The 15,557-nt window shown below is 61.0% G+C and carries 14 protein-coding genes and 3 pseudogenes; 10 read left to right on the top strand and 7 right to left on the bottom strand.

Features of this window, described 5'->3' with window-relative positions:
• Positions 1-37 precede the first annotated feature (37 nt).
• Positions 38-1,582 (top strand): S41 family peptidase, encoded by a 1,545-nt coding sequence (locus tag HWX39_RS07225; RefSeq protein ID WP_175966549.1) that lies wholly within the window; start codon positions 38-40, stop codon positions 1,580-1,582.
• An 18-nt stretch (positions 1,583-1,600) separates the two neighbouring features.
• Here the strand turns inward: HWX39_RS07225 and HWX39_RS07220 are convergent, their stop codons facing one another.
• The 4 genes from HWX39_RS07220 to HWX39_RS07205 form a co-directional block, all read right to left on the bottom strand.
• Positions 1,601-2,878 carry an MFS transporter gene (locus HWX39_RS07220; protein ID WP_175966546.1) on the bottom strand — a complete coding sequence of 426 codons (1,278 nt, stop codon included), beginning with the start codon at positions 2,876-2,878 and terminating at the stop codon, positions 1,601-1,603.
• 181 nt (positions 2,879-3,059) lie between these two features.
• Positions 3,060-3,641, bottom strand: coding sequence for a YceI family protein (locus tag HWX39_RS07215; protein WP_175966544.1), 582 nt, complete (start codon positions 3,639-3,641; stop codon positions 3,060-3,062).
• 65 nt (positions 3,642-3,706) lie between these two features.
• On the bottom strand, positions 3,707-4,267 hold the full coding sequence (locus HWX39_RS07210) for a YceI family protein (protein WP_175955785.1): 561 nt from the start codon (positions 4,265-4,267) through the stop codon (positions 3,707-3,709).
• Positions 4,268-4,275: 8 nt separating this feature from the next.
• Positions 4,276-4,836 (bottom strand): cytochrome b, encoded by a 561-nt coding sequence (locus HWX39_RS07205; RefSeq protein WP_175966542.1) that lies wholly within the window; start codon positions 4,834-4,836, stop codon positions 4,276-4,278.
• A 258-nt stretch (positions 4,837-5,094) separates the two neighbouring features.
• Between HWX39_RS07205 and HWX39_RS07200 the strand changes: the two genes are divergently transcribed.
• From HWX39_RS07200 to HWX39_RS07180, 5 genes are all read left to right on the top strand, one after another.
• On the top strand, positions 5,095-5,760 hold the full coding sequence (locus tag HWX39_RS07200) for a paraquat-inducible protein A (protein WP_175966540.1): 666 nt from the start codon (positions 5,095-5,097) through the stop codon (positions 5,758-5,760).
• Positions 5,757-6,386, top strand: coding sequence for a paraquat-inducible protein A (locus tag HWX39_RS07195; protein ID WP_175966538.1), 630 nt, complete (start codon positions 5,757-5,759; stop codon positions 6,384-6,386). The genes HWX39_RS07200 and HWX39_RS07195 overlap by 4 nt, the downstream gene beginning before the upstream one ends.
• Complete coding sequence (locus HWX39_RS07190) at positions 6,379-7,998, top strand: MlaD family protein (RefSeq protein WP_175966536.1); 1,620 nt, start codon at positions 6,379-6,381, stop codon at positions 7,996-7,998. Before HWX39_RS07195 ends, HWX39_RS07190 begins: the two co-directional genes overlap by 8 nt.
• Positions 7,995-8,669, top strand: a complete 675-nt coding sequence (locus HWX39_RS07185) for a PqiC family protein (protein ID WP_175966534.1) — start codon at positions 7,995-7,997, stop codon at positions 8,667-8,669. The genes HWX39_RS07190 and HWX39_RS07185 overlap by 4 nt, the downstream gene beginning before the upstream one ends.
• A gap of 130 nt (positions 8,670-8,799) precedes the next feature.
• The gene (locus HWX39_RS07180; RefSeq protein WP_175966532.1) at positions 8,800-9,123 is read left to right on the top strand and encodes a DUF3331 domain-containing protein; all 324 of its coding nucleotides are present in this window, start codon (positions 8,800-8,802) and stop codon (positions 9,121-9,123) included.
• Positions 9,124-9,600: 477 nt separating this feature from the next.
• Here HWX39_RS07180 and HWX39_RS36165 read toward each other — a convergent pair whose 3' ends face one another.
• The gene (locus HWX39_RS36165; RefSeq protein ID WP_244134943.1) at positions 9,601-10,359 is read right to left on the bottom strand and encodes a hypothetical protein; all 759 of its coding nucleotides are present in this window, start codon (positions 10,357-10,359) and stop codon (positions 9,601-9,603) included.
• A 1,280-nt stretch (positions 10,360-11,639) separates the two neighbouring features.
• Entirely contained in the window at positions 11,640-12,035 is a 396-nt protein-coding gene (locus HWX39_RS07170; RefSeq protein WP_175966530.1) for a hypothetical protein, read from the bottom strand.
• Between the two features lie 34 nt (positions 12,036-12,069).
• Between HWX39_RS07170 and HWX39_RS07165 the strand changes: the two genes are divergently transcribed.
• Both HWX39_RS07165 and HWX39_RS07160 read left to right on the top strand, forming a co-directional pair.
• Positions 12,070-13,293 (top strand): HAF family protein, encoded by a 1,224-nt coding sequence (locus HWX39_RS07165; protein WP_175966528.1) that lies wholly within the window; start codon positions 12,070-12,072, stop codon positions 13,291-13,293.
• A gap of 230 nt (positions 13,294-13,523) precedes the next feature.
• On the top strand, positions 13,524-13,796 hold the full coding sequence (locus HWX39_RS07160) for a hypothetical protein (RefSeq protein WP_175966526.1): 273 nt from the start codon (positions 13,524-13,526) through the stop codon (positions 13,794-13,796).
• A gap of 289 nt (positions 13,797-14,085) precedes the next feature.
• On the opposite strand, the pseudogene HWX39_RS07155 reads toward HWX39_RS07160, so the two are convergent.
• Positions 14,086-14,595, bottom strand: a pseudogene (locus HWX39_RS07155) (DNA methyltransferase); the annotation flags it as partial.
• 63 nt (positions 14,596-14,658) lie between these two features.
• Here HWX39_RS07155 and HWX39_RS07150 point away from each other — a divergent pair.
• Positions 14,659-14,928: pseudogene (locus tag HWX39_RS07150) on the top strand (phage baseplate assembly protein V); the annotation flags it as partial.
• Between the two features lie 137 nt (positions 14,929-15,065).
• A pseudogene (locus HWX39_RS07145) lies at positions 15,066-15,236 on the top strand (IS3 family transposase); the annotation flags it as partial.
• Positions 15,237-15,557 lie beyond the last annotated feature (321 nt).

The following is a 15,557-nucleotide window of genomic DNA, read 5'->3' as shown; positions in this document are numbered from 1 at the left end:
AAAGCACCTTCGCCCTCCGTTCAAACGTGCGGTCCCGATGATGCCTCCCACGCGTGTCGTTTTCCGCCTTGCCGCTTGCGCAACCGTCGCGGCCGCGCTCCTGCCGTGTGCGTCGTCCGTCGGTGCCCAACAGCCGGCGTCCGCCCCGCCCGCTTCTGCACCCGCTTCCTCACCCGCCACCGCCCGGCCGCCGTCGCCCTGCCCGCCCGACTGGGAGCCGCAGATCTGCGAGCTCAAGGCAGCGGTTGAAGTCCTGAAGCGGCAGCATCTGACCGACGTCGACATCGGCGCGCTGCTCGACGCAACGACCCACGCGGGCATCAAGACGCTACCGTACGCGCGCTTCTTCGACGCGAAGGAGGAGCAGGAGCGGCGCGAAGACGAACGGCGCGTGCGCGACGGCACGCCCGGCATCGGCATCGTGTTCGAGACGCGACCCGACGGGCTGCACATCGTCGACGTGATTCCCGACGCGCCCGCGGAAAAGGCCGGCGTGCGCCCCGACGATCTCGTCGTCGCGATGAACGATACGAGCGTCGTCGGCATCGACGCCGCCGACCTGACCCGGCTCGCCAAGGGCGACGCGGGCGTGCCGCTGAAGCTCACGGTCCAGCGCGGCCCGTCGCACGCGGTGCTGAGCTTCGCGCCCGTGCGGACGATCCTCAAACCGCATCCCGCGACCGCGAAACGGCTCGACGGCGACATCCTGTACACGCGGCTGTCGAGCTTCCCCGAACCGGCGGTCGGCGACTACGTCGACGCGGTGCAGGCCGCGCGCCGCGCGGGGCCGCCGGTGAAAGGCGTGATTCTCGACCTGCGCATCAACGGCGGCGGCGCGCTCAACGCGGCGATCGGCATCACCGCGCTGTTCGCCGGCCGCGACCGCACCGCGATGGTGACGGTCGAGCGCGGCGACGCCAACCGCCGCCGCTACACGACCAACTGGCCCGATTACGAATTGCCGGTCATGCATGGACAGGATCCGCTCGCGCCACTGCAGGCCGACGGCTGGTGGCGCACCGTGCCGCTCGTCGTGCTCGTCGACGGACAGAGCGCGTCGGCCGCCGAAGCGACCGCGGCGGCACTGAAGGATCTCGGCCGCGCGAAACTGCTCGGCATGCCGACCTACGGGAAGGGGCTCGCGCAAACGGGGGTCGACCTGATCGACGGCACGCGCCTGAATTTCACGTTCGCGCGCAACCTGCGGCCGAACGGCTGCCCGATGGACGGCTACGGTGTCGTGCCGGACTGGCTCGTGCCGCCGCGCCGCGACTCGGACGTCGACGGCGTACTCCTGTGGTACCGGGAAGCCGATCTCGCCCGCGCGCCGTATGCGGACCGGCTGGCGCCCGATCCGTTCGCGAAGGTGCGCAAGGAACGGCAGAAGCTGCGCGAGCAGCGAGCGCTCGCGAAGATCGATACGGCGAAGAGCGCGGCGCTGCCGCAGCGCGTGTTCGGCACGGCAACCGACTGGCAACTCAGGCAGGCGCTGGCCGCGCTCGCCGGGCGCCCCGTGCAGACGGTCGAGGCCCGACCGCAACTGATGCCCGCGCAGCCGGTATGCGAGCGCACCGGCAACTGACGCGCGCCGCCCGCCCTGTCACCGGAAGCCGAACCGCTTGCGCAGCACGACCAGCGCCGCGAGGCTCAGCACGGCCGCGAACATCAGGTAGAAGCTCGGCGCGGTCTTCAAGCCGGTCGCCTTGATCAGCCACGCGATGATGAACGGCCCGAAGCCGCCGAAGATCGTCACCGCGACGTTATACGCGAGCGACATCCCGGTCGTGCGCGTCTGCACCGGAAACACTTCGGACAACAAACCCGGCAGCGCCGCGAAGTAGCCCGTCATCAGGAACGCGAGCAGCACCTGCAGCGCGATCAGCGTGCCGAAGCCCGGATGGGCGACCAGGTACGCGAATGCCGGGTAGATCAGCACGAGAATGCCGACGGCCGGCGCGATCATCACGCGCACGCGGCCGTAGGTGTCCGACCAGTGGCCGACGAGCGGCGCGAACGCCATCTGGATCACGCCGACGACGAGGATCGCCGCGAACGCGGCCGACGGCGCGAGGCCGAGCTGCTTCACGCCGTAGGTCGGCATGAACAGCACGAGATAGGTCGCGACGGTACCGAGCACGACCACGCCCATCGCGGCGACGAGACGCGCCTTGTGCGTCGCGAACGTATCGCGCAGCGGGTTCGCGGTGCCTTCCGCCGCGAGGAATTCGGGGGTCTCGTCGACCTTCGTGCGGATGTAGTACGCGACCGGCCCGAGCAGCAGGCCGAAGAAGAACGGCACGCGCCAGCCCCAGGCAGCCATCTGCGCGGCCGTGAGCTGCGCGTTCAGCACGGTGCCGAAGCCAGCCGCAAGCAGCGTCGTGAGCCCCTGGCTCGCGACCTGCCAGCTCGCGAAGAAGCCGCGCCGGCCCGGCACGTGCTCGGCGAGGAACGCGGTCGCGCTGCCGAACTCGCCGCCGGCCGAGAAACCCTGCATCAGCCGCGCGGCGACGAGGATCACCGGCGCGGCGACGCCGATCGTCTCGTAGGTCGGCAGCACCGCGATGATCAGCGTGCCGGCCATCATCAGCAGGATCGACAGCGTGAGCGCGGCCTTGCGGCCCGCGCGGTCGGCATACGCACCGAGCACGATCGCGCCGAGCGGGCGCATGAAGAACGACACGCCGAACGTGCCGAGCGTGAGCAGCAGCGACACGGTATCGTTGCCCGCCGGAAAGAACAGCCTGGAAATCGTCACCGCGAAGAAGCCATAGACGACGAGATCGAACCACTCGAGCGCATTGCCGATCGACGCGGCGACCACCGCGCGCCACACGCGCGGCGACGAAGCAATGGAACGGGACTGCGTGACGGCATGCATCGGCGATCTCCTTGTCGTTGTACGTTCTGTTCGAGGCGGCCGCACGCGCCGTCGGCCTGCCCGGCGCCGCGCACGACGCTCGGGCGATTATAGGCGCGTAAAAAAACCGCCGCGCCCCCTGACGGGAACGCGGCGGCGGGCTCGCGGCGGGCCGGCGCGAAGGCCGGCCCGGCCGGCGGGCTTACTGCTGCTTGAGCGCTTCGGCCGTGATCAGCAGCTTCGTCTTCATCTTGAAGCCGTACTGCTTGCCGTAGTCGAGGCCGAAATCGCTGCGGTCGAATTCGCCGACGGCGTCGACGCCGCACACTTCGCGCTTGAGCATCGGGTGCGGCATGCACTTGAACGAATCGATCTTCAGCGTCACCGGCTTCGTGACGCCATGCAGCGTCAGGTTGCCGACCACCGACACCGGCTTGTCGCCGTCGAACTTGATCGCGCCCTTGTAGTTCGCCTGCGGGAACTTGGCCGCGTCGAAGAACTCGGCCGTTTGCAGATGCTCGTCGAGCTTCGCGCTGCCGGTGTGGATCGATGCGATGTCGGTCGTCACGTCGACCGTGCCCGTCTTCGCCGCGCGGTCCAGCGTCACGGTGCCGCTCGACTTGTCGAACTTGCCGCGCCAGACCGACAGGCCACCCATGTGGTCAGCCTCGAAGCTAGGGTACGTGTGGCTCGGGTCGAACTGGTACGTCACGCTTTCGGCGAAGGCCGAGAACGACAGCGACGCTGCCAGCGCGCCTGCGGCGATCATCAGTTGCTTTTTCAAACTCTTTCTCCTTGGAACGGCGCCGCGCCCTCGCGCGGCATTCAGGTGAGGCGACAGCCCGCCGCTTACTTGGTGGCGACGAGATGGAACTTGATCTGCACTTCGTCCGCGACGACCGACGTGTCCTTCCACTCGCCGGTGCCGACGTTGAACGTCGAACGCTTGATCGGCAGCACGCCGTCGAAGGTCTGCGTCGCGCCGCTCTGCGTGACCGTGACGGGCACCGTGACGTTCTCGGACTTGCCCTTGATCGTCAGCTTGCCGGTCACGTTGTACTTGTTGCCGCCCGCCGGCGCGATCGCCGACGACACGAAGGTGGCCTGCGGGTACGTCTTCGCGTCGAACCAGTCCTTGCCGGCGACCTGGTCGTTGTACATCTTGTCGCCGAGGTCATAGCTCGCGACGTCGATCGTCATCTGGGCGCTGCCCTGCGCGGCTTTGGCCGGGTCGAACTTCACCTGCGCGGAAAATTTCTTGAACGCGCCTTCGGTCGGCACGTTCATCTGCTTAGACACGGCGGACACCTTGCTCTTCGCGAGATCGACATCGGCGTGCGCCGTGCCCGACGCGACAAACGACACCGCGGCGAGCGCGGCCAGCATGGGGCGGGAGAAAGACATCTTCATGGGATCCTTCATTTGGCAAAGGGGAGCATCCGCGACAGCAGGCCGTCGCGGTCCAACAGCTGGTGCTTGAGCGCCGCGAGCACGTGCAGCGAGACGAGCGCAAGCAGAATGTAATTCAATGACACGTGAAGCGTCTTGAAGGTTTCCTTCAGCACCGGATCGGGGTCGATCAGCCGCGGCAGCGGCACAATGCCGAGATAGACGACCGGGATGTTCGACGCCGAGCTGTACAGGTAGCCCGTCACCGGAATCACGATCATCAGCACGTACAGCAGGATGTGCACGCCATGCGACGCCGCACGCTGCCACGCCGGCGTGCCGCCCGGCAGCGCCGGCGGCACGTGGGTCGCGCGCCACAGCACGCGGATGACGGCCAGCGCGAATACGGTCACGCCCATCCACTTGTGCCAAGAAAAGTACTTCAGCTTGGTCGGCGTGAAGCCCGGGATGTCGGTCATCACCCAGCCCAGCGCGAACGCGCAGACGATCAGCAGCGCGATCAGCCAGTGCAGCGCGATCGCCGTCTGCGTATAGCGTACCGGCCTGGCCAGCAGCGATTTCGATGCCATCTTGGATTCCTCAGTTCAGCGAACGGCCGCGCCGGCCATTCGTCCGACGCTTGTCAAGGGCGCCATGCTACCGCAACCTTTTGACACGCGCGGACTCTGAAGACAGGCGCGCCAGCCGGCTGACGGTTTCCCGTCATGTTACCGACCAGTCACCAAACCCGCGATCGTCGACACGCCGAAAAAGCCCTTTTGGTAAGATTGGCGCGGGTTCCGGCCCCGTCGACGCGTCTCCCCAGCCGTCGCACAACTGCCTTTTCCATGCAACGAAACGACCTGATTGCCTGTCACGAATGCGACGCACTGTTGCACAAACCGCGCCTGAGCGGACGTGAATCCGCGCGCTGCCCGCGCTGCGACGCGCTGCTCTATCGCAACAGCGCCGCGCAGATCGAGCGGATCTGCGCGCTCGCGCTCGCGGCGCTGATCACGTTCACGATCGCGCAGGCGTTCCCGATCCTCGAAATGGACGTGAACGGCAACCGCGTGCAGACCACGCTGATCGGTGCGATCGATTCATTGTGGCACCAGGACATGGCGATCGTCGGCGTGATGGTGTTCTGCTCGACCGTACTGTTCCCGCTCGTCGAGATGGCCGCGCTGCTGTACCTGCTGCTGCCGATCCGGCGCGGTGTCGTGCCGCCCGGTTTCAACCTGGTGCTGCGTGCGATCGAACTCGTGCGGCCCTGGGGGATGATCGAGGTGTTCATGCTCGGCATCCTCGTGACCATCGTGAAGATGGTCAGCCTCGCGCGTGTCGTACCCGATGCCGCGCTGTTCGCGTTCGCCGCGCTCACGCTGATGATCGCGGTCGTGCTGATGTTCGATCCGCGCACGCTGTGGGACATCGCCGACGAACTGCGCGCCGGGCGCGCTCCCGGGCAGCCCGACGATGCCGCCCCGCTGCCGGAAGCCGCCCGCCGATGACGATCCCGACCGCCGCCCGCGAAGGCTATGCCAGCTGCCACACGTGCGGCCTCGTGCAGACGCTCGACCATCCGCACGCACATTGCGCGCGCTGCGGCAGCGCCCTCCATTTCCGCACGCCGAACAGCCTGATGCGCACGTGGGCGCTGCTGCTCGCGGCCGCGATTCTCTACATTCCCGCGAACCTGCTGCCGATCATGCGCACCGCGTCGATCGTCGGCTCGCAGGAAGACACGATCATGAGCGGCGTCATCTATTTCTGGGTCTCGGGCGACTGGCCGCTCGCCGTCGTCGTGTTCGTCGCGAGCATCCTCGTGCCGATGCTCAAGCTCGGCGTGCTGCTGATCCTCGTGATCAGCGCGCAGCGCCGCACCGCCTGGCGACCGCTGCAGCGCACGCGCCTGTTCCGGATCGTCGAGCGCATCGGCCGCTGGTCGATGCTCGACATCTTCGTCGTGACGCTGACCGTCGCGCTCGTCCATTTCCGTTCGCTCGCCGTCATCACGGCCGGTCCCGGCGCGCTCGCGTTCGGCTCGGTCGTGATCCTGACGATGCTCGCGTCGATGCAGTTCGATCCCCGCCTGATCTGGGATCCAGTCGAAACCTCAGGGAATCACCATGAATAGTCCACAAGGCCCGCAGCACGACGCGCCCCGGCCCCCCGATCCGACGATCTCGACGAAATCCGGCTGGCTGCCGTCGCTCGTCTGGCTCGTGCCGTTGATCGCCGCGCTGATCGGCATCGGCCTCGTGATCAAGTCCGTGCGCGAGCGCGGCCCGGAAATCACGATCAGCTTCCACAGTGCCGAAGGGCTCGAGCCCGGCAAGACCCAGGTCAAGTACAAGGACGTCGAGATCGGCATGGTCAAGACGATCAAGCTGTCGAAGGACCTGTCGCGCGTGCTCGTCCAGGTGCAGCTCAAGAAGGAAGCCGAGGACTTCGCGGTGAAGGGCTCGCGCTTCTGGATCGTGCGGCCGCGCGTCGGCGCGACCGGCGTGTCGGGGCTCGGCACGCTGCTGTCCGGTGCGTACATCGGCGTCGACGCCGGGCGCTCGGAAGACACGCTGTCCGACTTCACGGGCCTCGAGACGCCGCCCGCCGTCACGGGCGACCAGAAAGGCACGCAGTACGTGCTGCGCGGCGATTCGCTCGGCTCGGTCGACATCGGCTCGCCCGTCTACTACCGCCGCGTGCAGGTCGGCCAGGTGGTCGGCTTCTCGCTCGACAAGGACGGCACCGGCGTCACGTTCAACGTGTTCGTCAATGCGCCGTACGACCAGTATGTCGGCGTGAACTCGCGCTGGTGGCAGGCAAGCGGCGTCGACCTGCGGCTCGACTCGAGCGGCCTGAAGCTGAACACGCAGTCGCTCGCGACGGTCATCCTCGGCGGCATCGCGTTCCAGACGCCGCCGGGTGAAGCTGCTGGCAAAGTTGCATCTAGTAACACGACGTTCTGGCTCAGCTCTGACAAAGCAGGCGCAATGCGTGCGCCGGATGGTGATCCGACAGAAATCGTGATGAATTTCAATCAATCATTGCGTGGGCTTGTCGTTGGCGCGCCGGTCGACTTCCGAGGCATCGTACTGGGTGAGGTAACGAACGTTGGAATCGACTTCGATCCGAAGACGAAGAACTTCCGGATGCCGGTGACGATGAACCTGTATCCGGAACGCCTTGGGCAGCGATTCCGAGAAGTAATCCAAAGACACGGTGACACAGCTCGTCGCGAGATTATTGCAAGCCTCGTCCAACACGGGCTACGCGGCCAGCTGCGCACCGGCAACCTGCTGACGAGCCAGCTGTACGTCGCGCTCGATTTCTTCCCGAAGGCGCCGGCCGTGAAGATCGACACGGCGCGCCAGCCGCTCGAGCTGCCGACCGTGCCGAACACGCTCGACGAACTGCAGCTGCAGGTCGCCGACATCGCGAAGAAGCTCGACAAGGTGCCGTTCGACCAGATCGGCGCGAACCTGAACAGCGCGCTATCGAACGCCGACAAACTGTTCAAGCAGCTCGACACGCAGGTCGCGCCGGAAGCGCGCGACACGCTGTCGGCCGCGAAGCAGACCTTCTCGACCGCCGAAGCGACGCTGCAGCAGGATTCGCCGCTGCAGTCCGACGTACGCGGCGCGCTGAAGGAGCTCACGCGCACGCTGCAGTCGCTGAACGCGCTCGCCGACTACCTCGAGCGTCACCCCGAATCGCTGCTCAAGGGCAAGCCAGGAGATCAACCATGACCACACGCGTGAACGGTTTCGCGAGCGGCGCGGCGGCGGCTGTCGCCGCCCTCGCGCTCGCCGCGTGCAGCTCGCCGCCCGCGCGGTTCTACACGCTCAGCCCGGCCGATGCCGCAGCGCCGCTGCGCACCGCGCCGGCCAACCCGGCGTTCCTGATCGAGGTGCCGTCCGTCGGCGTGCCCGAGCAGGTCGCGAAGAACCAGCTGGTCGTGCAGAAGAACGCCGCGCAGGTCGACGTGCTCGAGCAGGAGCGCTGGGCATCGCCGCCCGCCGACGAGATCCGCCGCGCGCTGTCGGACGATCTCGCCGCACAGCTCGGCACGATCGACGTCGCGAATTCCGCGTACCCGCCGGGCGTGCCCGTGTATCGGATCAGCGTGAACGTGCAGCGCTTCGAGTCGTGGCCCGGCAAGCGCGCGGCGGTCGACGCCGTGTGGAGCGTGCGCTCGCTCGCCACGCAGGCCGTGATGACGTGCCGCACGAGCGTCGCGGAACCGGTCGCCGACGGCTACGACGCGCTTGTCGCCGGCCACCGGCGCGCGCTCGATGTGATTGCCACGCAGGCCGTAGCCGGCGTGCGAACAATGGTTATGCAGCCGGTATTGGCTTTAAGGCAAGCAGCTACTCGGGTGATCGATTGCCCACGTAATGTCGTAATACAGACGAGATGAGAAATTGAGCTCCGTCAACGGCTTCCGGACAGTCGTCAGTATCAAAATCTTGCGTATCGACAGAGAAGGTGTGGTGCATAGCAACCTTGAGTAATGCGTATTTGAGTGCACTTTTCGAAGGGAGTGGGTAATGGTCTTTCGGAAGCGACGGGCGAAAAATATTGATAATCCGTATTCGTTAGTTGCGGGATCAATTCCGATATCTAAAGCATATGGAAATGTGCTCGTCAAAATCTTGGAAAAAACATCTGAGCATTTGCTTGTTCAGTGGCGGGAGCCCGGGCGTTGTCACTACGGCGAACAACTCTGGAGGCCAAGATTTGCTCGTAAGGTGGGCGTTTGTGCCTACAGTGGATTGCTAGTCGAAATCGGTGATTCTGTTTATATGCCTACGGGACGCTCTCGACCATCTAATTATGGGTCGATGATATTGGCGAATGAGATAATTGACTAAATTGGTGGGTGTATTTTTGTCATGGCAATTGCATATACAAAATATTAAACAAAAGTTTTAGAGGAGTGGTGGCGAAAATTATTACACCGATGGCGACTTTGTTGTCTTGTATTAGTTGATTTATGTGGATAGTTTGTAAATAACGTGGAAACTAAAGTCCTGATTTAGTGGAATGGAGTGGGTTGGGCGATAGTTAATCAGATCGAGGACTACCTCAGGGTGCTGGACGGCGGTGCCAGATTTTTTGGTATATAAGAGGGGATGGGGGATGCGACTGCGTGAAAATCAACACTGAGGCGGCAAGCCTCATGATCAACACGGAGCAGTAACGCTTTGCCGACGACGCATAATGTGCCGCTCGCGAGCCGCGCGTTTGCTTACCCTGCTGAGACGCTGCGCCCTGGCAGCCGCTTTGCGCACCGCCTTGATCTCCTGCAGCTTCTCGTCGGTCGCGTCGAGACGACGTTTCGTCGCTACTCATTCTGATGTCCTGTTCGAAGAAGTGGTTTGCGTGGACGGACGGCGTATTGGTGTCCGCCGGATCGTGACATCCGTGCCGTACTGCCGTGCCCACTTGTGCACTGCAGCCTCCACATCGACTGTCGGTGGCATGTCCGGCAGAACTTCTATCGTCCAGCCGCCCAGACGCTTCGGGGCGATGTAAGCTGGCCGCCAGCTGCCGTCGGCAACGACTTCGATTAGGAACAGCGACGTATCGACACATACCCGCCACGTCTCGATGACGGTAAAGTGATCAGGATCATTCGGCTGTAACATCGCGGTTCGCGGGGGTGAGGAAGAACGTACGGTTAGCTCATCAACCAGATCCAATTGGCCGAGTGACGAGGTGCTTGGGGTGGGCACGCGAGTTGGTCGAATTTGGCCGCCGCGTAGAAGTCCCTTTGCGACCGCATGCAGTCTGTGCCACAACACATCGGCCTCGGCGGGCGTCAGTAATTCGGCAGCCGCTTCCAGTGCGGTAGCCAGGGCATCCAGACGTGCCGGCGCGCTGGCAAAGATCATGCGAGCACACGTCTTCTTCTGACTGTCGTGCCAGGCGGCAAGCCATACAGATAGTTCACGGCGCTCATTCCGGTCCAAAAGATTGAGCAGTTCGGCAGGGACACCATTATCCAGGCGGAACGCACCAATCACAACCTGACGGCGTCGGCGTCTATCTTTACAGCGCTCGGTGCGCAGCAGCTTGATCAACTGGCCTTGCTCACGGATTTCCATCTTAATTTCGAATCCTAATAATAACAGAACGAAAAAATGTGCGTAGGGATGCCCGGCAATTCATCCCGCGCGTCTTGCATCGATGCAGATCACTAAAACGGCTGGATCAAACCGGCCCCCATCCTTTATCAACTTTATCAAAATCAGTGTTTCGGGTTGATGCAGTTCATCCGCCAGATTGCTGGCGTCGACATCGGCTTTCGCTTCGACGCCACCGTTCTGTCACGATAACAAGCCGAGCATGACTCAATGAGGAAGAATTCCGACTCGCAGGTGAAAAATGGACAGATTTCGCGGACTTTGTCACCACGCGTGGCGAAAGTTTGAAGTGACTACATTTTCCACTCGACATTGTCCTGATGCATGTGTGCTGGTATGTGGCCTATCCGCTAATCTTGCAGGCGATCGACACCGAGCGCGATCACCGATTCGGATTCGCCAGCAGAAGTGCCCGGACAAACTCGTCGAACATGACCACCGCGCGATCGAACGACGCATCTGCTCAATAATGAACTTCAATACGTTTAGCTGTGTCCGCATCATCCCATCAAGTGTCGAAGTGATGCACATGATCAAGAAAGGGCAGATGAAGGAGAATTGCAAGCATCAGACGTCTGCCTAGAAATTCTCTTTGATATCGATATAAGGAATCCGAGCTGACTGCGATTGTTCGTCACCAGTCATCCATTTTGCATAGAACCGGAAAAATGGCCTTCCGTCCGAAGGGAACGGAAGGCCGAAAGGCCATGGGCCTACGAACATGCTACGGAAAAGCGCTTTTCGACCAGGAGATAGTCAAAAAGCGATCACACAATACCATTGGAATTCGTCGGTGGATATGAAATTCATATTGATTTTGTTTTAAGTTAACAATATTTAACACATTGGTTATATTAAATAAATTTAATACGTAGCCTGAAGGCGGTATATTTTTAGAAATAAGGGATGTTTGGTAAGCTTGAGTCGTCTTGGGGTTCTCTTCGTTATTTCCTCGGTTCCTTTGTCTGTATTATCGCTGGCTCAGGCTCCGGCCAAACCACTTATCCGACTGTCCGAATTTGCGCGGCCACCTCTCGGCGCCCTGTTCGCCGAAGTGCAGGTTCGATGTGACGTGACGATCGTCGCCGCACGCTCGTCACGTGCATCCACGGGGTGATCGCTGCGAACGACCGAAGGGGAAATACGTCCGGCCCGACCGTAATTCAAGGGCCTGAGAGAGCAAAACCTCCCTAAAATGAGAGGGCCACTTAAATTAATTTCAAATAAATTACGTTATGGAACTAATTTAATATCTTGAATTTTTGTTCGTTTTTGATAAATTTCGGTTGCAATGTTTCCAGATTGTTGTGTAATTGATGTGGTGATTTCCAGGAATTTATCGTCTCAATGGGTGTAGCAAATGAAACATTTTTCTGTTCGGATTGTTGGTAATTTGGATTGACGGAATGGCTTGCAAGAGGTCGCCGGTGGGTTCTGCTTGCAAAGTGTTGGAAGGCCGTAGGCGTTGGCATGGGAAGGTATTGCATATCATTTGAAAATTTATCTAATAGCATTTGGTTTTTCGATGTCTCTGCCCCCATTGTTTTGTGCCGCATGATCGGCTTGGCGTTGGATATCGATGTACATAAAGAATGAATCGAAGCCTCGTACGGCATTGAATTTTTCTCGATTTCCATCACGGATCATTCAAGTTATTTCGGAGGGAGGGTTATGCGTGCATCAGTCGTTGCGTCATGGGTGATAATGGGCGCCGCCAGCGTCGGATCATCCGGGGCATGGGCCTGGATCTATGAGAATCCGTCCTCGGCGAGTCAATGTTCAGCATCTGATATCGATGATGCGGGCGTGGGCGCTGAAAACTGTTTGATTAACAACGTCCGGGTCGCGTACAAAATGCAGTCCACAGGCCCCGTCCAGTTGTCGCCGTTGTCGAGCGGCGCACCGTGTTCAGCTGGCGCAATCAACAATGCGTCGGTCGGCAAGGAAACCATCATCGGGGTGTGTGCGGACGGGAACAACGTATCGCAAGGTGTGATGTGGGCACGTGGCACCACGCCTACCCAACTGCAACCTGCCACCGCGCTGCTCGGCCTGATTGCGCTCGGTGTGTCGACCACCGCGATCAACATCAATGACGCCGGCGTCGTAATCGGCGTGAGCACTGATGGCAATGGCACAGATGCACCGGTGTACTGGTCGGGCAGTGGTGCGGCGACCCTATTGTCATCTCCTTTGCTAGAACCGCTGGCGAATTGTAGGCCTGCCTCAATCAACAGTGCGAAGTCGGTGGTGGGGAATTGTCCGTCCGGTGCGTTGGGGGGCGGCAAGAATATGCCGGTGCTGTGGTCTAGCCTGTGGGACCCCTACCAGGCGCTGCCAACGCCGTCGGGCGCGAGCTACTGCATTGCATTGGAAATCAATGCAAACAGCCAAATTTTGGGCGAATGTAGTTATGGAACGGATTCGAAGCGGGCAGTGCAATGGGGGGCAGGCGGCACGGGGCCGGTGGTGATGGCCAGTGTAAACGGCACCGCAGTGCTCCATTCTTCGGCGGCGACGCAGAACGACGCGGGTGTGGTAGCGGTGAACTACTTGGCAAACGGGGCTCAGAACGGGTTCGCGGAGCCGGCGGTCTGGAATCCGGCGGGCGGCAATACGAATGCGACATCCATCACGTTGCCATCCGGGGCAGTGAAAGGGACCGTGGGGGGGATCGGCAACAACGGCAAGCTGGTTGGGAATTTCGAGACGGCTGATGGCCGCGTGAATCCGTTTCATGTGGAGCCGGGAAGTACGGTGGCGGCGGGCGATGGCGATCCGGCCGGCGGAGCGAATGCGATGGCGACGGCACTATCCAAAGGCGGAGAGATGGAAGCGGTGACCGCTGAAGATACGTCGAAGCATGCGCAAGCGGAAGTGGGTTCCACTCCGTAGTGGTAGCGGTGAGACGAACTTGAATATATTTCCACGACTGCTGGTGTTGGAGAAACTGATTTATCCGGCCCGGTGATGATTGCCGACCTAGCCAAGGACGTCGTCGGAGATGCGTTCAATCTACCTGAAAGGCCGCTGCAGCAAAGACTGCGGCGGCCCGGTATGGTAAGCATTCGTAATCTCGGTTGACATCAGATCAAGTTATTAATTAATTGAAAGGCGGGTTTATTATGAAAAAGAATTTGGTGAAGGGTGGAAAGATTATTGCGACATTTATTGTAAGTATGTTTTTTGTTTGCTCCGCGCCTCCTGTTGTTGCGAAGAAAATTACGTTCACCAATAACGGTCATTTGATTTCCTATAATGTCTATGAATCAGATTATAATGATGATTTGTGGTATAGTGAAGAGCCGCAAAAAATTAAAGCAGATAATTGCGCAAGATCTTCCTGGTATAAACGTGCCGATGGAATGAGTGTTGAGAAATGTGATTTCTTTTGGTAAAAAATGTTGATTTTATGTCAAAAGTGGAATGCATCGCTGACGCTAGTCTAGATTGCGATTTATGTTCAATAAAGTCCGCTTTCGTGGGGTTTTATTGTTTTTATTTTGATGAGATGATTCCAAGTGTTTGCGGGAAACTAGTTTGAAAATTTGTGCCGTACCCGGTCAGTAGTTCTACCGGTTCAGCGTCGATGGTTTCCTGGGTCCATACCAGCAGGCTCCCGCACCAGTCCGCATTGGTCCATTCCGGTGCGTGAATTGCTGAATCACGGACTTCAGCCAGGCGCGATCACGCGATCGCGTAATACGCCGGGTTCGTCTTGCATCCGAGCCAATGCAGCCCGGCCTCTCTCGCGGCGACCAGAAACGTTCCCGCTCCGGCGAACAGGCCGCACTCGACGCCGCCATCTGACACCTGGCGCACCACGTCGTGCGCCAGCTCGATCGGCTTTTCGGTGACGTGTTGCTTCGGCAGCGCCAGGCGCATCGGGAACACGCCGGGCAGATACCTATCACTTTCGTTCATCGGGTCGCGGCTCGCCCAGACGATGAATTCCACCTGTTGCGCGAACCCGCCTCGACGCGGCCGTGGCCGCCCCGGCGTCTTGTCCCATACGGCGATGCCGCGCAGCGTCAGGCCGGCCGCCTGCACCACGTCCGTCAACGTCGCGAGCTGGCGCCAGTCGATGAAGCAGACGAGTAGCGCGCCGGGTTTCATCGCACGACGGCATTCGGTCAGCCAGGCGTGGCACTAGAACGCCCAGGCGCGTTGGTCCATGTTGCCGCATTCGAAGTCGGTACCCGCGAGCACGACATTTGCAGTTGCTCGCGTCGCGCGCGGGCGGCCGGCAACATGGTCGGCATGGATGCGACCGAAATTCAACGTCAGGCACGCAACTCGGTGCGCAAGGGCTCGATTCTCGATGTCGACCACGGCGCCGGCCTCTGCCGCGTCGCCGTCGGCGAGTCCGATGATGATGGCCTGCAAACCAACTGGATTCCCTGGCTTACGCCGGCGGCCGGCGGCACGCGCGAATGGCTTCCGCCGACGAAAGGCGAGCAGGTCGTGTTGCTCGGCCCGATGGGTGACTTCGCGCAAGCCGTTGCGCTGCGCGGCATCTACTCGGACACCAGTTGCTTGATCAGTTCCGGGTCCGGGTTCAAGCCCTTGCCCGGTTCTATCGTCACCTCTTCCTTGCGTTTGCGTGGCATAAAAGTGGCTCCTTGGCCGTCAGTTTATGCCACACACACAAAAGACCGGATAGGCTCCCCGAGCCAGCCCATGCGCTTACCGAAGAAGAGCGCGCAGCGATCATGCCGATCGCTAACGAGCCACGCTTTGTCGACATGCCGCCGGCGCGGACCGTGCCCGCCCTGGCCGACGAAGGGATCTACCTTGCCAGCGAATCGACTTTCTGTCGGTTGCTGCGAGCGCAAGGCGCAGAATGCGCTGTCACGCGCTCGCGGGCGGTGCTGAACTTACCAATGTGCGCGACAACCTGCGCCATGCGTCGATTGCGACGACCTCAATGTACCTGTGTGGCGATGATGCGGTACGCGCCAGGGAGATCAATCAAGCATTCAGAAGACGGTCGCGCCGAGCCCCGGCTGGCATTTGCGTACAGCATTTCGTCATCTTAAACACCGGGTGCACAGTGATTCGCTATGGTTGTTAAGAAATTCTATACATCATCTTAAAAAAAGTTGATAGCGCATAATTTTTCTTCTATCTACGCTCAGCTTTACTCGCTGGAGAATAAC

Source organism: Burkholderia sp. BCC0322, from assembly GCF_902833045.1.
Taxonomy (GTDB): domain Bacteria; phylum Pseudomonadota; class Gammaproteobacteria; order Burkholderiales; family Burkholderiaceae; genus Burkholderia.
This window is presented reverse-complemented; position numbering and strand designations above follow the sequence as displayed.